At 55.6% G+C, this 17,128-nt stretch carries 14 protein-coding genes; 9 read left to right on the top strand and 5 right to left on the bottom strand.

From position 1 onward, the window contains the following. Positions 1-119 precede the first annotated feature (119 nt). From gdhA to BUA49_RS01720, 4 genes are all read left to right on the top strand, one after another. Positions 120-1,469, top strand: coding sequence for an NADP-specific glutamate dehydrogenase (gene gdhA, locus BUA49_RS01705; RefSeq protein ID WP_072795065.1), 1,350 nt, complete (start codon positions 120-122; stop codon positions 1,467-1,469). A gap of 17 nt (positions 1,470-1,486) precedes the next feature. Beyond that, a complete protein-coding gene (locus BUA49_RS01710) occupies positions 1,487-4,063 on the top strand; it encodes a PEP/pyruvate-binding domain-containing protein (protein ID WP_072795066.1) in 2,577 nt (858 codons plus the stop codon). 84 nt (positions 4,064-4,147) lie between these two features. Further along, the gene (locus tag BUA49_RS01715) at positions 4,148-5,416 is read left to right on the top strand and encodes a sensor histidine kinase (protein WP_072795067.1); all 1,269 of its coding nucleotides are present in this window, start codon (positions 4,148-4,150) and stop codon (positions 5,414-5,416) included. Further along, positions 5,413-5,946: a response regulator transcription factor gene (locus BUA49_RS01720; protein ID WP_072795068.1), complete on the top strand. Its 534-nt coding sequence runs from the start codon at positions 5,413-5,415 to the stop codon at positions 5,944-5,946. The genes BUA49_RS01715 and BUA49_RS01720 overlap by 4 nt, the downstream gene beginning before the upstream one ends. 22 nt (positions 5,947-5,968) lie before the next feature. Here BUA49_RS01720 and BUA49_RS01725 read toward each other — a convergent pair whose 3' ends face one another. The 3 genes from BUA49_RS01725 to BUA49_RS01735 all read right to left on the bottom strand — a co-directional run bounded on the left by BUA49_RS01725 (position 5,969) and on the right by BUA49_RS01735 (position 9,331). Beyond that, positions 5,969-6,628 carry an energy-coupling factor ABC transporter permease gene (locus BUA49_RS01725; RefSeq protein ID WP_072795069.1) on the bottom strand — a complete coding sequence of 220 codons (660 nt, stop codon included), beginning with the start codon at positions 6,626-6,628 and terminating at the stop codon, positions 5,969-5,971. Positions 6,629-6,723: 95 nt separating this feature from the next. Next, positions 6,724-8,457 carry a SulP family inorganic anion transporter gene (locus BUA49_RS01730; protein WP_072795070.1) on the bottom strand — a complete coding sequence of 578 codons (1,734 nt, stop codon included), beginning with the start codon at positions 8,455-8,457 and terminating at the stop codon, positions 6,724-6,726. A 7-nt stretch (positions 8,458-8,464) separates the two neighbouring features. Beyond that, positions 8,465-9,331, bottom strand: a complete 867-nt coding sequence (locus tag BUA49_RS01735) for an MBL fold metallo-hydrolase (RefSeq protein WP_072795071.1) — start codon at positions 9,329-9,331, stop codon at positions 8,465-8,467. A gap of 416 nt (positions 9,332-9,747) precedes the next feature. Between BUA49_RS01735 and BUA49_RS01740 the strand changes: the two genes are divergently transcribed. The 3 genes from BUA49_RS01740 (at position 9,748) to BUA49_RS01750 (ending at position 12,692) form a co-directional block, all read left to right on the top strand. Continuing rightward, positions 9,748-10,401: a peroxiredoxin gene (locus BUA49_RS01740; protein WP_072795072.1), complete on the top strand. Its 654-nt coding sequence runs from the start codon at positions 9,748-9,750 to the stop codon at positions 10,399-10,401. A 222-nt stretch (positions 10,402-10,623) separates the two neighbouring features. Then, a complete protein-coding gene (locus BUA49_RS01745; protein WP_072795073.1) occupies positions 10,624-11,307 on the top strand; it encodes a response regulator in 684 nt (227 codons plus the stop codon). Then, on the top strand, positions 11,304-12,692 hold the full coding sequence (locus BUA49_RS01750) for an ATP-binding protein (protein WP_072795074.1): 1,389 nt from the start codon (positions 11,304-11,306) through the stop codon (positions 12,690-12,692). The genes BUA49_RS01745 and BUA49_RS01750 overlap by 4 nt, the downstream gene beginning before the upstream one ends. 101 nt (positions 12,693-12,793) lie before the next feature. On the opposite strand, the gene BUA49_RS01755 is transcribed toward BUA49_RS01750, so the two are convergent. Next, positions 12,794-13,354 carry a lipid-binding SYLF domain-containing protein gene (locus BUA49_RS01755; protein WP_072795075.1) on the bottom strand — a complete coding sequence of 187 codons (561 nt, stop codon included), beginning with the start codon at positions 13,352-13,354 and terminating at the stop codon, positions 12,794-12,796. 89 nt (positions 13,355-13,443) lie between these two features. After that, entirely contained in the window at positions 13,444-14,112 is a 669-nt protein-coding gene (locus BUA49_RS01760) for a DNA-3-methyladenine glycosylase I (protein ID WP_072795076.1), read from the bottom strand. Between the two features lie 228 nt (positions 14,113-14,340). Here BUA49_RS01760 and BUA49_RS01765 point away from each other — a divergent pair, with 228 nt between their 5' ends. Continuing rightward, the gene (locus BUA49_RS01765; RefSeq protein ID WP_084063462.1) at positions 14,341-15,849 is read left to right on the top strand and encodes a YfcC family protein; all 1,509 of its coding nucleotides are present in this window, start codon (positions 14,341-14,343) and stop codon (positions 15,847-15,849) included. 46 nt (positions 15,850-15,895) lie between these two features. Further along, on the top strand, positions 15,896-17,125 hold the full coding sequence (locus tag BUA49_RS01770; protein WP_072795077.1) for an arginine deiminase: 1,230 nt from the start codon (positions 15,896-15,898) through the stop codon (positions 17,123-17,125). The last annotated feature ends 3 nt before the right edge of the window (positions 17,126-17,128 follow it).

Consider the following 17,128-nt stretch of genomic DNA (forward strand, 5'->3'; position numbering starts at 1 on the left):
GGCGCCGACCGCGCGACTCTCTTGCCAAGCAGGCTGAGATGTGATCCAATCTTTGCCCCATTTTCGAGCACCCTTTTCTTTTTCCTGCAATAAGCAAGATCCGAAATGAGGAACACCCTATGACCGCCCGACTTGATGAAAAACTGGAACTGATATTCGAAGATGTTCTGCATCGCAATCCTGGTGAAACCGAGTTTCACCAGGCTGTGCACGAAGTTCTGGAAACACTGGGGCCGGTTCTGGTTAAGTACCCTGAATTTGCCGAGAAGAAAATAATCCAGCGCATCTGCGAACCCGAGCGCCAGATCATTTTCCGGGTACCCTGGCAGGATGATAGCGGCGAAATTCAGATTAACCGTGCTTTTCGCGTGGAATTCAACAGCGCTCTGGGGCCCTACAAGGGCGGCATGCGTTTCCACCCGTCGGTGTATCTGGGCATTATCAAGTTCCTTGGATTCGAACAGATTTTCAAAAACGCCCTGACCGGTCTGCCCATCGGCGGCGGTAAAGGTGGCAGCGACTTTGACCCCAAGGGCCGCTCAGACGATGAAGTCATGCGATTCTGCCAAAGCCTGATGACCGAATTGTATCGCCACATCGGTGAATATACAGACGTTCCAGCCGGTGACATTGGCGTAGGAAAACGAGAAATCGGCTACTTGTTCGGCCAGTACAAGCGCATCACCAACCGCTACGAATCCGGGGTGCTCACCGGCAAGGGCCTGGACTGGGGTGGCAGCCGCGCTCGTACCGAAGCAACTGGCTACGGCACCGTGTTCTTTACACAGGAAATGCTGAAAGCACGCGGCGATTCTATGGAAGGCAAGAAAGTCGTCGTCTCCGGATCTGGCAACGTGGCAATTTACGCCATAGCCAAAGCCCATGAGCTGGGCGCCAAGGTTATTGCCTGTTCCGATTCCAGCGGCATCATCGTCGATGAGAAAGGCATTGATCTGGCAGCCGTCAAACGCATCAAGGAAGTCGAGCGTCGCCGCATCAGTGCTTACACAGAATTCCACAAAGACGCAAAATACGTCGAAGGTGGCAACATCTGGTCCGTTCCCTGCGATATCGCACTGCCGTGTGCTACCCAGAATGAGCTGAATGCCAACGATGCCAAGGCCCTGGTTGAAAACGGCTGCATCGCAATTGCTGAAGGCGCCAACATGCCCACAACTCCGGAGGGCATCGCAATCTTCCAGGAAGCCAAGCTGATGTATGGCCCTGGTAAAGCAGCCAATGCTGGCGGCGTAGCGACGTCTGCTCTGGAAATGCAGCAGAACGCCAGCCGCGACTCCTGGTCCTTCGACTATACTCAGAAGCGCCTTGAGGACATCATGATCGAGATCCACAGGAGCTGTTATGAGACATCGGCTGAATTTGGCTCCGAAGGTAATTACGTGCTCGGCGCCAACGTTACAGGCTTCATCAAAGTAGCTCGCGCCATGGAGGCCATGGGCGTTATCTGACCACGGAGCAACAGCCTATGACCGGGGACGGCGGAAACTCACAGGATCACAACCGGGTTTCCACCGGCCTGTCCGGACTTGATGATGTGCTCGACGGTCTGAGAATCGGTGATAACGTCGTCTGGAGAGTCAGCGACCTGGACGACTATCGCCGGTTTGTTACTCCGTTTATTGAGTCTGCGGCGTCTGCGGGGCGCCGTATCATCTACCTCCGCTTTGGCCAGCACCCCCCGCTGGTATTCGGAAAACCCAACATCCACATAGAAAGTATCGATGCCCTCAGTGGCTTTGAAGCCTTCACAGGCCGCGTCTGGCGCCTGATTGAAGAGCATGGCCGCGGAGCCTTCTATGTCTGCGATTGCCTGAGCGACCTTTTAGATGCATGGGCTACGGATGCCATGGTCGGCAACTTTTTCAGAGTAGTTTGCCCCTTCCTTTTTGAGCTGGATACTGTTGCTTGGTTTGCCTTGCATCCCGACCGGCACTCCCGCACGACACTGGATCGTATCCGGCAGACAACGCAGGTGATGGTGGATATTCACCGCCTGGGGGAGGACGTTCAGATACAACCAATAAAGGCATGGTGCCGGCAGTCGCCCACCATGTTTTTGCCACACAGAGAAATCGACGGCCGCTTTGCGCCGGTAATCGACAGCAGTGATGCAACCCGGCTACAAGCCGGACTGGAGCTGGACCAGCTGCATCGCCAACCGCTTCTGGATTATTGGGACCGCCTGTTTCTTCAGGTCGCCAGTGCACTTGAGGCTGGTGAGGAGGCGCAATCTGCAGATATCAAGGACCGTGTGCTGAACGTGCTGATCAGCCGGGACACCCGCATGCTCGACCTCGCAAGACGCTACCTCAGCCTTGAAGATCTGCTGGCGATACGCGCCAGAATGATCGGCAGTGGTTATATCGGAGGTAAAGCAGCAGGCATGCTGATTGCCCGCAGTATCCTGCTCACAAATCAGCCAGATACCTGGCAGGATAATCTGGAACCTCACGATTCCAGATACTTGGGCTCAGATGCCTACTACGCATTCCTCGTTCACAATGGCCTTTGGCCAGCGATGATGCGCCAACGCTCAGCCAGCGGTTATCTCCGTGAAGCCGATAAGCTGAGCGAGGGCCTGCTCGCGGGGGCGTTTCCTCCGGAAGTCCGGGTAGAGCTGGAACGACTGCTGGATCATTATGGCCAGTACCCGATTCTGGTACGTTCAAGCAGCCTTCAGGAAGACGGTTTTGGTAATGCGTTTGCCGGCAAATACGACAGCGTCTTTCTGGTAAACCAGGGCGCACCAGAGCTTCGGCTTACAGCACTGGAAGGTGCTATACGGCAGGTATATGCATCTACCATGAGTGAAGACGCTCTGGTGTACCGGAAGCAGCGGGGGCTGGATCAACGCGAGGAACCCATGGCCCTGCTGATTCAGCGTGTGAACGGTCGCTTCCATGGGCGCTACTACCTGCCGGATGCCGCCGGCGTTGGTGTTTCCCGCAACACCTTCGCCTGGGATACTGAGATGAATCCTGCTGCCGGTATGGTTCGCCTGGTTATGGGGCTTGGCACCCGTGCCGTAGACCGAATTGACGGTGATCACGCCTGCGTTATGGCGCTGGACTACCCCAACCGCCAACCCTTCCGTAATCCGGACGAAGCCTACCGCTATTCCCAGCATCTTCTGGATGCGCTCGATCTGAGCAAAGGAGAACTGGCCACATACCCTTTGAGCCAGCTCACACAGGAGGTTTCGGATCTCCCGCTGAAGCATCTTGGCGAAGTGGATCGAACCGCCAGCCTGCTGGCGGAAGAGCTGGGGCTGCAAACACCGGTATGGCGCCTGACCTTCCAGCCCCTGGTTCGCAAGACCCGGTTTGTCAGCCGCCTGTCAAACCTCCTGCAAACGCTGGAGGCCGGATACCAACACCCGGTAGACGTTGAGTTCACCCTGCATCTGAACGACGACGGCGAACCGTCGTTAAACCTGGTGCAATGCCGTCCACTGGCGACCATTGGTGAAACCATGGCAGCCACAATTCCTCCGGAAATACCCGACCGGAAATTGCTATTCCGCACACGCGGACACTTTATGGGCGGCAACATAAATCTCTGTATCCAGCGTGTGATCCGGGTGGATGCGACGGTTTACAGCCGGCTGACCGTCAGCCAGCGGTATGAGGTTGCCCGCCTTATCGGCGAGCAGGTACGCACGGGAGATGATACAACCATGCTTATTGGCCCTGGGCGCTGGGGCACCAGCAGCCCCGAACTGGGTGTGCCGGTGCGTTTTGCCGATATCGCGCGGGTTGCCGTGCTGGTCGAGGTCGCGGAAATGGAGGGTGACATGGTGCCGGACCTCTCCTACGGCTCACATTTTTTCCAGGATCTGGTCGAAACCGAAATTGCCTATGTGGCCCTTTTTCCCAGTGGCCGGAACTGCGTTTATCAGCCCGAACGGCTACCGGGCATAAACACTCACATCCGGGATATCTCTCCCAAGCGGGCGATACAGACCTTTGATCTGCGTGCAGATCCGCTGCAACTGACCGCTGATGTGGTCAGCCAAGATCTGGCCTGCTATTTTTCAGATTGATATCCGACAAATATTCTGAAGAAAACCGTTAAAAGCACTTGTCTGCGACACCGCAGCACACTCCACCCTGCTAGAATCTACGCCATGGAATGGCTCACTCAATCTCAAACAGGTTTTCAACAGGCTGCGCGCTACCTGCTCGGCATGCGTCTTGCCGTTGTCGGCCTCCAGCTTACCGCCCTTGCAGTGGCAGAAACGGTTGTTCCCCTTGCCTATCGGGCTGAGGCGCTCATGCTTTGTCTGCTCTATGGCGTTCTCGCGACGCTGGGCTGGCTCTGGTTTACCCGGCGACCACCGCGCGCTCCCGCAAGCGTAAGCGCCGGCCTCGCGCTTGACCTGGCGCTGATTGGTGGCTGGCTGTTTCTGACTGGCGGCTACACCAATCCGCTGGTTTCCTTATTGCTACTGCCCATAGCGGTGGCGATTATTCTGGTTCCCCTGAGCCAGAGCATTGCCCTTACCCTCTCGGGAATTGCGGTTTATACAGCTCTTGTTATTTGGCATACCCCGCTCACCCATGACGATAACCATGCCAACCTGGCACAGCTGCACCTGGCCGGCATGTGGGTCACCTTTGCCATGACGGCTGCGATCCTGCTGCTGGTTGTGGGTGCTTTGGCACGGCGATTACGCCAGCAGCAAGAGCAACTATCAAACATCCGGGAAACGCGCCTGCGCGATGAACAGATTATTTCGCTGGGGCTGTCTGCCGCAGCCGTTGCCCATCGCCTGGGCACTCCCTTGAACACCATGACGTTATTGGTTGATGAAATTCGCTCCGCCTTCCCAGACCCGGATCTTGGCGAAGATCTTAGCCTGATGAAGCAGCAGCTTGTTCTTTGCGACAAACACCTTCAGCAACTTTCGAGTGCAGCAATACAAGCGAAAACAGCGCAGCTGGAAAGCCTCCCTGTTCATGACTGGGTGGCACGATTGAGAGAATCGGCAACCCTCCTTTGGCCAGCAGCGCCTATCGAATGGTCGGCAGCGGTTCCGAACTGCCGGATTGCGGTAGACGCCACCCTGGATCAAGCCATCCTTAACCTTCTAGCCAACGCTCTTACTGCCAGCCCGGCGTGGGTAGGCGTCAGTGTGCGCAGCGCCGAATCCAGCAGAATCGAGATGGTGGTGGAAGATCACGGAGACGGCCTGGAGGACGCTTTTCAGAACACCCCGGGAGAACAGATCGTGGGCTCGGAGAATGGCCTGGGCGTCGGCCTCTTTCTTTCCAACGCAACAATCCAGCGTCTGGGCGGCACCCTGAAAGCACGTGTTGACCAGCATGGCACAACCATGATCATCGATTTACCGATAGCCGGGACGCATAAAACAGACGTCGGAGGTAACAAGTGACCACAAACGAACACTGGCTGCTTATTGACGATGACGCTACCTTTCTGGAGATACTTCAGCGCGCTTTGAAACGCCAGGGGGTCGAGGCCGCAGCTACCCACTCCCATGCCGAAGCATGCCTCGCCCTGGACACTCATGTCTTCCAGAAATGTGTTCTGGACCTGAACCTCGCGGGTGAGAGCGGCCTTCAGCTCCTGCCTGAACTTCTTGCCCAAAAGCCTGACCTCCAAGTACTTGTGCTGACAGGCTACGGCAGCATTGCCACAGCGGTTGAAGCCATGCGTCGCGGAGCCATCAATTATTTATGCAAACCGGTTACCGTTCATCAACTCATCAGCGGCTTTGAAGCTTTGGCAACATCGCCGCAACTGCGAAATGAACCACCTTCGGTGGAAGAAATGGAGTGGGAGCACATCCAGCGGGTGCTCAACGGGCATGATGGCAATGTATCGGCCACGGCCAGGGCTTTGCATATGCATAGGCGAACGCTGCAACGAAAACTTCAGAAGCATTCCCGTTGGCGCAATTGAAAGCCTCTTTTGTGCAGGCGTGTTAACGATAGCGTCGTTGATCCAGCGTTTTCAGACGATCCGGATGGAACACCATCAGGCCGGTAACGACGGCGCCGTTCACAAAGCCCTCCGGAATCATAAAAAGGGGCAGATAACGCAGGTAATTATGCACCAGTTCAGAAAACTCATACACGCCGCTGGTCCACAGCATCAGACACATCACCAGTCCAGCGACAGCTACTGAAATGCCGGCACCAAAGAAACCACAGAAAAAGATATAGGCAAAAAAATTGCTGAAATTCCGGCGTCGCTCCCAAAGCACTATGCCGTAGGTGACGAGTGCCGGGATCATAACGGTCACCAAACCGTTGGCGGCAAACATCATTGCTGGTTCACGGCCGGTGATCACCGTAATAACAAGTGCCAGAAGCCCGGCAAATACAGCCAGCGCCCAACCCAGCATCAACGTAATAGCCGTAATACCAAAAATATGAATGGCGAGCCCGGGATAGATGCCCGCCCGCAGCTGCCATATAAAACCGAGCGCCACTGCCGCTCCAAAAAACGAATGCTGCAGGGCGTTGTCTGAGCGTAGAGCCTGCCAGCGCACTGACCGAGCCGCCTGCACCAGGATCAGCAGGAACAGGGCCAGCGTTAAAAACCACTGCCCGGTAGATAACAGATTATCCGTAATGCCCATGATGAAGTTACCGCTCGATTAACCCCGGAAAACACCCTCATGATAACGACTGCCCCCGCACCATTACCAACAATCGGCAATAGCCGGGGCGATAGTCAGGCGGTTTTTTCCAAAGGCTTGCGGTGCCCTGTCAGGGTCTGCCAGGCCTCAAAAGTACTGAGAAACACCTGACCACCCAGGTGGGAAAGCAGCTCAGTATTCTTCAGGCGATCCATAACCGGCCCTTTCACCTCCGAGAGGTGTAACCGCACTCCGGCATCTTTCAGGCGCTCATTGATTGCCTCAAGGCTCTCGAGCGCTGAGGCATCCACCAGGTTGACCGCCGGGCATACCAGCACCAGATCTTTCAGCTCCGGTTCGCATATAGCCAGATCCATCACCGTCTCTTCCAGAAAGCGCGCATTGGCAAAGTACAGGCTTTCATCCACACGCAAAAAAGTGACCTTCGGGCACAATTCCACATCGTGTCGAAGTACATTGCGGAAATGCTCGGTGCCCGGAACCAGGCCGACGACCGCGCTGTGAGGTCGGCTGGTGCGATAGAGAAACAGACCTATAGAGAGCGCCACACCCGCTATAATGCCCGCTTCCACGCTATGAGCCAGGGTCAGTATGATGGTTGCCAGCATGGCACCAAAGTCCGTTCGGGAATAACGCCAGGTTCGACCCAGTGCCGGAAAGTCGACCAGAGTCGCCACGGCGACAATAATGGTCGCCGCAAGCGTTGCCTGCGGGAGGTAGGCAATGGCGGGTGTCAGAAACAACGTGGCCAGGGCAATACCGACCGCGGTGTATGCACCGGCGGCCGGGGTTTCTGCACCGGCATCAAAATTAACCACCGAACGGGAGAACCCGCCCGTTACTGGCATACCCCCGGAAAAACCCGCACCCAGGTTAGCGGTGCCCAAGCCTATCAGCTCCTGATCCGGATCGATCCGCTGACGCCGCTTGGCTGCCAGAGTCTGCCCCACGGAAACCGATTCCACAAAACCAACGACACTGATCAGAAACGCGCTGACCGCAAGTTGCTGCCAGAGTCCGGAGTCCAGTGAGGGGATTGTCAGTTCGGGAAGGCCCGAAGGTACACTACCAACCAGACGCACACCTTGCGCACCCAGCCCGAGCTGCCAGGCAACCAGCGTAGTCACCAGTACCGCCAGAATCGGTGCCGTTTTGGTGATGATATCGGCTGAACGCGCGCCCACGCCTGAACGAATCAGAAGGGGCTTAAGCTGCTTCCGCGCGAACATCAGAAACAGCAGCGCACCGGCACCGATCGCCAGGGTTGGTATGTTGGTATCGCCTATCGACAGAATCAGCGACTGACCAATCGTCAGAAGATTCTGGCCTGAAGCCTGCACCCCGAAGATGTGTTTGAGCTGGCTGGCGGCGATGACAATGCCGGAAGCCGTGATAAAACCGGATATCACAGGATGGCTGAGAAAGTTGGCGAGAAACCCCAGCCGCAGAATGCCCATCATGGTGAGCATAAGCCCTGACATAATTGCCAGCAGGACTGCTCCGGCGACGTATTCAGGGCTTCCGGCCGCTGCTAGCGGAGCCAGTGCGGCAGCGGTCATAAGAGACGCGACCGCCACTGGGCCAACAGAAAGCGTGCGACTGGTGCCAAATACGGCGTAGATGACCAGCGGAAGAATACTGGCATACAGCCCGACCTGCGCAGGCAGCCCGGCCAGCAACGCGTATGCCAGAGATTGGGGAATCAGCATAACAGTCACGATAAGCGCAGCTACCAGATCGCTGGCGGCCTGGCTCCGACCGTATTGCGGTGCCCACTGGAGAATTGGCAAGAAACGTTTAAAGTTCATCAGGCGCTCAGAACAGGTTGACCGGTATTTTCAGGTAAACCTGTCCATTATCCTCTGCCGGCGGCATGTCCCCCGCGCGCATATTGACTTGCACAGAAGGCAAAATCAGCCGGGGCATGTCGAGGGTAGCGTCGCGCTCTGTGCGCATCTGCACAAACTCATCTTCGCTAATACCGTCGTGCACGTGGATATTGGCCTTTCGCTGTTCCGCCACAGTTGTCTCGTGCGCATACTCATCCCGGCCCGGCGCCTTGTAGTCATGACACAGGAAAATACGGGTTTCTGATGGCAACGACATCACTTTACGGACTGACTGATAAAGCACCCGGGCATCGCCACCGGGAAAATCACAGCGCGCAGTTCCGAAGTCAGGCATGAACAGGGTGTCGCCCACAAAAGCGGCGTCGCCCATAATATAGGTCAGGCACGCAGGAGTGTGACCGGGGGTGTGCATAACGCGGCCTTCAAGACCACCAATAGCAAAGGTGTCGCCATCCCGGAACAGCCGGTCAAACTGGCTGCCATCACGGGCAAACTCGGTGCCGGCGTTAAACGCCTTGCCAAAAATCTCCTGAACATCCCGGATATGGGCGCCAATAGCGGTTTTACCACCAAGTTTTTCGTGGAGATACGGCGCAGCGGAAAGGTGATCCGCATGAACATGAGTCTCCAGAATCCATTCCACCTTCAGGTCATTTGACCGGATATAGTCAATTATCTCGTCCGCAGAACGCACATCTGTGGTGCCGGCGGCATAGTCAAAATCGAGTACTGAATCAAGAATGGCACAGGCCTGACTGTCCGGATCACGAACCACATAACTGAATGTGTTGGTGGGCTCATCAAAAAAATGTTGAACGATCGGGTTGCTCACGATATTCACCTCCGTTGGAGTGGTGCCTTAAACTTTAATTCTAAGGATATACCAAAACGGAATATTAGGTGAAATTCTATTTTCCTATATGCGCGATACCCCTGATGCATCAACAAGGCAGTCGCGCCCTGCCTGCTTTGCGCGATAGACCCGCACATCCGGCTGACTCACGCCACTGAATGACGCAACAAACTCCTCCCCTCCAAATCGTGCCACGACATCAGTCTCAAGGGTCTGCGCAAGAAGAAAGCCGGGATATTCCTGTATGTAACGGGCGGGGTGGGGCGCGCAACACTGAAAGCCAGAATAGGAGGTATTAATTAACACTTCCTATGGCGCTGATTGGAATATGCTTATTCCATAAAAATATTCATGAGCTATAGTTGTTTCATCAACAACTATTAAGGAGTTTAAACATGGAACAATCTGATAAGCCTGTATTCGGCCTGCCACGCCTGAACGAGCGTGCTCCGGAATTCAATGCCCCGACAACCGATGGAGTTAAGTCTCTCGACAGTTACAAAGGTAAATGGCTGGTGCTGTTCTCACACCCGGCTGACTTTACACCCGTCTGCACCACGGAATTCATGGCCTTTGCCAAGATGGCTCCGGAATTTAACAAGCGCAACTGCGAACTGCTGGGCCTGTCCATCGACAGCCACCACTCGCACATAGCGTGGATGCGTAACATCAAAGAAAAGTTCGGTGTCGAGATACCCTTCCCGATTATTGCCGATCTTAAAATGGATGTTGCCCGCGCTTACGGCATGATTCACCCGGGCGCCGCAGATACATCTGCCGTGCGTGCAACGTTCATGATTGACCCGAAGGGCGTGCTGAGGGCCATGGTGTATTACCCGATGAGCAACGGTCGCTCTATTCCGGAGTTCCTGCGCCTGCTGGATGCCCTGCAGACCAGTGACGAGCACGGAGTCGCAACACCCGAAGGCTGGCAGCCAGGTGACCGAGTTATCGTGCCACCCGCAGCCACCGCGGCAGAAGCGGACCTGCGTGTGAGTTCTGACGAATACGACTGCGTCGATTTCTACTACTGCACCAAACAGCTTTAGGCAATGAAAATATAAGACTTATCCTCTCTGGCTCCTGAGGAGCCAGAGAGGAGTTATGCACCAAGCAGTGATATCCTCCCGACTCTCCAATCTCACTCCGCCCTCAACCTCACCGATCGGCTATCGCGAATCGTCTTGCCGGTAGATGACGACACACGTTACATTCTGTTCCACATGCTGGGCAGCTGCTCGCCCGTTTTATGAACTTGCGGTGTCTTGAAAATGCGCATTCTGCTCGTAGAAGATGATCACCTGCTCGCCACCACCATGCTCGCTATGCTGCGCGAGAGTTCAGATACCGTGGACTGGCTGGATGATGGACAGATGGCGCTGCACGCGCTGACAGAAGAGCATTTCGACCTCGCTATCCTCGACCTGACCCTGCCCAGAGTCGACGGGATGGATATTTTAAAAACCGTTCGCAAAAAGGGTGTCCAGACTCCGGTGATTATTCTGACTGCCCGCTCTGGCCTTGATGAAAAGCTGCACGGCCTGGATTCCGGTGCAGATGATTACCTCACCAAACCCTTCGCCATGACAGAACTCAAGGCCCGCATCCGCGCGGTCACCCGTCGTGGATCTCCGACTCCGCAGGCGGGCCTCACCGTGGGCAACCTGACTCTGAATATTGATTCCAGCCAGCTTTCCATAGGTGACGAAACAGTAGCGCTACCCCGCAGTGAACTCCAGATTCTTCACTATCTGATGCGTCATCCCGATCAGGTCGCTACGCGCCGACGACTCGAAGAGCAGCTTTATGGCTGGGATCATGGCGCAGAGAGTAATGCTCTGGAAGTTCACGTGCATCATCTACGTCGCAGGGTAGGCAAGGCCTCGATCCGCACAGTAAGAGGCGTCGGTTATATGCTGGATAGTCAGGCGGCAGCACAGGAAGAAACTCCGTGAGCCTGACCCGGACTCTCACCCTGGCAGTCGCTGCACTGGTTTTGCTGATTACGCTGGCCAGCTCCATCTGGGGCTACTATGTCAGCAATGACCAGTTGGAAGAGTTGTTCGATGCCGAGCTGGCACAAAGCACGCGCATTGTTCAGGGGCTTGTGCAATACCTCTCCGGCACCCAGTCTCAGGCAGACCTGACCGCCATTCTGACCGAAACCCTCCAGTTACCTCAGAGTTTTCAGGAAGAAGGGGCGAATGATGACGACATTCTGCCTGGAGGCGCCGGCCATAAATATGAAAAGAAACTGGCATTTGAGGTCTGGTCGCCAGAGCGAATACCCCTGCTGGACACGCTCCAGGCAGACGACACAGGCGGTCTAAACCCGGGCTACACCTGGCTGGAGGTGGGCGGATTTCGCTGGCGCACCTTTACACTCAGGGATCCCGACACAGGCTTCTGGATCCGCACGGCGCAGCGCGCCGATGTGCGCGGCGAGCTAAGCCAGGAAATTGCCTGGGGCAACATCCTGCCGATGATTCTGGCACTGCCGATACTGGTGATCGCTGTAGCCGTTATGATTCAGCTAGGCTTTAGGCCACTGCGCAGGCTGGAAAATCCCATCCGGCATATGGCACCAGAGCGCATCCACCCACTCGACGACCGGCAGGCTCCCAAAGAGGTAGCAGGGCTGGTACAGGCAGTGAATGGCCTCCTCAAACGACTGAACCTGGCGCTGGAACGGGAGCGACGGTTTTCCGCAGATGCCGCCCACGAATTACGAACACCACTCACCGCCTTACGACTGAACCTGGAGCAGCTCAGCGACAGGCATCCGGAAGAATTCCAGGGGCTTACCGCTTCTGTCGACCGAATGGTACATCTGGTTGAACAAATGCTGTTGCTCAGCCGGGTGGACTCGGGAAGCGATTTCAGGCCCCAGCGCCAGGATCTGTTGGCTCTGGTCGAGCAGTGTATTGCCGACGTAGCGCCGCTGGCGCTGAGAAAAGACATTGAACCGGAGCTTGAAACCCAGTGTAAAACAGCCAGCGTGAACTGCCATGATGCACTGGTCAGTACACTCATGCGCTCTCTTCTTGCCAATGCCATTCAGTACAGCCCTCCGGGAACCCGGATTACAACTCTGATCGAACCTTCCGAAAAGGGCTTTGTATTACAAGTCTGCGACCAGGGCCCGGGCATACCTACATACAATCGCGAACGGGCACTCAGCCGTTTTACCCGGCTGGATCAGCGCAAAGGTTCAGGTGCGGGACTCGGCCTTGCCATTGCCCGCCGTATCGTGGAATTGCACGGAGGCCAACTGACTCTGGCCGATCGCCCCGATGGCCAGACCGGTCTTTGCGTTTCCGTCTGGTTGCCCGCCGGCTAAACAGTGGTACCGGAACAATCGTTTAAAGTCCGGTACCATTTTGTGCGCGCGCTGTAGCGCTGGATTATTTGTCCTGCTCAGCCTTGCCCGAACACTATAGCTTAGCGATTAATCCGCGATATTTTGGTGCCTTCAATGCTCAACCCGGCCATCAGACCCTGCTGGCTGAAGATAAACGCATAAGCATCGTTTTTAAGGGACGAGGTAGACAGGTTTTTCGCCAGGCCTTCGTCAACCAGAACCACCGTTGGGCCGACGCCAATTTCCCAGCCCTTGGTTTTCTCCAGGTAGGATACGGCCTCATCGGTCATCAGAAACACCGCGTAGGCATAAGATTGAGCCCCTGCTTGCAAGCCCCAGGAGCCAGTGATGGAGTTATAGTAATCGGCCACCTCTGAACCTTTCAGCAAAACGCCTTCACCGTAGCTGCCGCCGAACACAAGCCCCGCTTTAACAATGTTGGGAAACACCAATATGCCTTTGGCACTTTGGGACAGGGTTTCGGCAACCGGGTGCGCTTTGTAAAGAGTATCCAATGCCTGTTTGGCGTTGCGGTCAAGATCTCCAGCGCTCGCCGCCATCGCTGAATTCGCACCTACCATCACAATGGCAGACGCCAGCGCGAGCACAAATCCGAGAAAGTTTTTACGTAGTACGTTCATGACACAGCCCTCCTGGTTGATCACCAGACTATAGACCGGCTGAACAAAAACTAACCATTACGGCTAATACATGTAATGCAAAACATCAATCAGCTATCCACCGAGCAGGAAACAATTCGTGACAGCTGACTGAAGGGCAGGCCGGTTTCGTCGTGCCAGGCATTAAACGCTTCCTGGACCTGGTACAGCGCCTTTTTGCTGCCTGTAGAGGCATCCACCAGTTGGGCCTGGCGCAACACCTGCATCACATCGCTCGACATAATGAAGCCGTCCCACCCCACGCGGCGCAGAAAATACTGGGCGCTGTTGCCACCAAGCCGCGAGCCGTGGCGCTTTAACCAAAGCAGCAACCCGGCCTGGTCCATCGACGGCCACTGGCGAAGAAAGGCTCCAAAACTGCCATGTTCGTAAACCACATCCATAATCATCCGGGCGTTCTCGGGCACCGTTCGAATCTTCTGCAGGTTGCGTACGATGCGCTCATCACGGACCAGCTCTTCCAGAACATCAGGCGACACCTGCTGCCAGTAGACAGGCACAAAATTATGGAACGCGGCTTCAAAGCCCGACCATTTGTTGTCAATCACACGCCAGACGAACCCCGCTTTGAATATGCAACGAGTAATCTCTGAAAGATAGCGATCATCCGTCCGGGCTTCCAACTCAGTGGCAGACGGAATTTTTGGCATCAGTGCATTCAGCTCTTCAACGCCGCCCTTGCGCGCAATTGCGCGCTCATGAATATCTGAAAAGCGCATAGTACCTCACCGTTTGGGTATTGATGGTTCCCCGAAGAATTAGTACTGCATTCGCATTAATAGTGACCCAACTCAATTCCGATTTACCGTTTCTGGACTACGCTGATAGCTGGCGATCTGGAAATCGTGGCCCACTTGGCTGAGTAAGACCGAAAACATTCACAGCCGGGATTGGGATCTGCCATTGGCTCTATACATAGCTGTCGGTGTAGATTAAGGAGAAATACAGTGAATGATCAGAAAAACTCCCCTGAAAACCCTTCTGATAACTCATCAGACGACCCTTTAAATAGCTCTTCAGACAACTCTTCCGGCAACCCCGAACAGGATTTGGCAACTCGGTTTCCGACCGCTTATACCATACTGTTTCTGCTGATTATATTTGTTGCTGCCCTGACCTGGATCATACCTGCCGGCCAGTACGACCGGGCGATGAACGAAGAGGTCGGGCGCGAGGTGGCCGTGCCTGGAACCTATCAGGTTGTCGACCCCAACCCCCAGGGTTTCATGGATATCATGCTCGCGCCCACGGCCGGGTTCTATGATCCGGACAGCTATGTGGCCAACGCTATAGATGTTGCCCTGTTCGTACTTTTTCTCGGCGGCTTCCTTGGGGTGATGAACGCCACCGGAGCCATTGATACCGGCATACGCAGTGCCATGCGCCATCTTAAAGGCCATGAAATCTGGATGATCCCGATCTTGATGACCCTGTTTGCCATCGGCGGCACAACCTATGGTATGGCCGAGGAGACCTTGGCCTTCTATGCCATTTTGATCCCGGTAATGATGACCGCCGGATACGATGCTGTAACCGGGGTGGCCATTATTCTGATCGGGGCCGGTGTCGGCGTGCTGGGCTCCACCATTAACCCGTTTGCCACAGTCATCGCCGCCAATGCTGCCGATATCCCGTTTACCGATGGCATCGTCGTGCGCTTTATTCTGCTCATCGGCGGGCTACTGATCTGTGCGGCTTATGTGATGCGATACGCACTGCGCGTCAAAGCAGATCCGTCCCGCTCTGTTGTCGCTAAACAGTGGGATGCTCACCGCCGGCTCTTCCTCGGCAAGGCTGGCGAGGGTTTTGAAGACTCCACGCTCAACAGAACCCAGATTATCTCCCTGCTGATCTTCGCCGCAACCTTTGCCGTTATGATCTGGGGCGTATCGTCACAGGGTTGGTGGATGGCCCGCATGGGTGCACTGTTTTTTGGCTCGGCCATCGTAATTGGCCTTATTGCCCGCCTTGGCGAGAAAAAGCTTACCGGCAGTTTTGTTGATGGAGCGCGAGATCTCCTGGGCGTTGCGCTGGTGGTCGGGCTGGCCCGTGGCATTGTGGTTATCATGGATCAGGGCATGATTGCCGACACCATATTGCACAGCGCCGAAGGTTCCCTGGGCGGACTGCCCGAACTGGCATTTATCAACCTGATGTTCTGGATTGAAGTGGGCATGAGCTTCTTTGTGCCATCTTCATCAGGGTTGGCCGTTCTGTCCATGCCGATTCTGGCCCCGCTGGCAGACTTCGCCAATGTCGGGCGTGATCTGGTTGTAACCGCTTATCAGTCAGCTAACGGCTTGGTGAACCTGATCAACCCCACCTTTGCAGTGGTAGTCGGGGGGCTGGCAATTGGTCGTGTCTCCTATGATCGCTGGATCGCATTTATCTGGCCTTTGCTGTTGATTCTCACCATTTTCATTTCGGTGGTCATCAGCGCTGCGGCATTGCTTTGAAAGCCTTTCAAAGTAATGGTAACGCCATACAAATTGGAGATTGACCATGTCTGAAAAAACACTTGGAGTACATTCCGAAACCGGAACTCTGCGGCAAGTCATTGTTTGCCGCCCAGGCTTGGCACACCGCCGGCTAACACCGTCCAACTGTGACGCCCTGCTGTTTGACGACGTGTTCTGGGTGAAACAGGCGCAGAAAGATCACGATGTGTTTGCCAACGTGATGCGGGAGCGGGGGGTCGAGGTACTTGATGTCAACGAGTTGCTGGCCGAGACTCTGGACATCCCCGAAGCCCGCAAATGGATTCTGGACCACCGGATTACCTGGAACGACATCGGGGTCGGGATGATTTCCGACCTGCGCGCCTGGATGGACAAACTTCCAGGCAGCAAGCTTTCGGAATACCTGATTGGCGGACTTGAAGTGGCCGACCTGCCCTTTGACCCAACCGGGCTTTTCGGCAACCACCTCGGGCACTATGGATTTGTGCTGCCGCCATTGCCAAACTTTCTTTTCACCCGGGACAACAGCGCCTGGATCTTCGGCGGGGTAACTCTGAACCCCATGTACTGGGCCGCACGCAAACCGGAAACTCTGCTGATGGCCGGCATCTATCAGTTCCACCCAAAATTTGCTGGAAAAGTGGACGTGCTCTGGGGTGACCCTCTTGAAAATCATGGCCTTGCCACTCTGGAAGGCGGCGATATCATGCCCGTGGGCAATGGCACAGTCCTTGTCGGAATGGGAGAGCGCTCATCGCCACAGGCCGTGGGACAATTAGCCAATGCTCTGTTTGAAAAAGGCACAGCGGAGCGGGTTATTGCCTGTCAGATCCCGAAATCCCGCACCGCCATGCACCTGGACACAATCTTCACCTTCTGCGGCGGCAATGTTGTCACCACCTTCAAAGAGGTGGCGGACGAAGTGATCTGCTACGACTTGCACCCCGGTGAAGGCAACAAGCATCTGACCTTCCACCAGGACCCAAGACCACTGTTTGATGTGGTCGCAGAGGTTCTCGGCTATAAATCCCTGGAGGTTGTCCCAACCGGTGGCAATGACCCGGCTGAGCGGGAGCGGGAGCAGTGGAACGATGGCAACAACGTGCTGGCGCTGAGTCCGGGTGTGGTCATCGGTTATGACCGGAACGATGACACAAACGCGGCACTTGAAGCTGCGGGCATCGAAGTACTGGCTATCCCCGGCGCTGAACTGGGCCGCGGCCGAGGCGGCGGACGCTGCATGAGTTGTCCCACGATACGCGACCCCATTTGACCG

The sequence above is a fragment of the Marinobacter antarcticus genome, from assembly GCF_900142385.1.
In the GTDB taxonomy this organism is placed as follows: Bacteria; Pseudomonadota; Gammaproteobacteria; order Pseudomonadales; family Oleiphilaceae; genus Marinobacter; species Marinobacter antarcticus.

Coding starts and splice junctions, on each gene's coding strand:
- BUA49_RS01755 (WP_072795075.1), bottom strand. CDS start 13,354: ATGAACGTACTACGTAAAAACTTTCTCGGATTTGTGCTCGCGCTGGCG.
- BUA49_RS01725 (WP_072795069.1), bottom strand. CDS start 6,628: ATGGGCATTACGGATAATCTGTTATCTACCGGGCAGTGGTTTTTAACG.
- BUA49_RS01745 (WP_072795073.1), top strand. CDS start 10,624: ATGCGCATTCTGCTCGTAGAAGATGATCACCTGCTCGCCACCACCATG.
- BUA49_RS01715 (WP_072795067.1), top strand. CDS start 4,148: ATGGAATGGCTCACTCAATCTCAAACAGGTTTTCAACAGGCTGCGCGC.
- BUA49_RS01770 (WP_072795077.1), top strand. CDS start 15,896: ATGTCTGAAAAAACACTTGGAGTACATTCCGAAACCGGAACTCTGCGG.
- BUA49_RS01760 (WP_072795076.1), bottom strand. CDS start 14,112: ATGCGCTTTTCAGATATTCATGAGCGCGCAATTGCGCGCAAGGGCGGC.
- BUA49_RS01710 (WP_072795066.1), top strand. CDS start 1,487: ATGACCGGGGACGGCGGAAACTCACAGGATCACAACCGGGTTTCCACC.
- BUA49_RS01740 (WP_072795072.1), top strand. CDS start 9,748: ATGGAACAATCTGATAAGCCTGTATTCGGCCTGCCACGCCTGAACGAG.
- gdhA (WP_072795065.1), top strand. CDS start 120: ATGACCGCCCGACTTGATGAAAAACTGGAACTGATATTCGAAGATGTT.
- BUA49_RS01730 (WP_072795070.1), bottom strand. CDS start 8,457: ATGAACTTTAAACGTTTCTTGCCAATTCTCCAGTGGGCACCGCAATAC.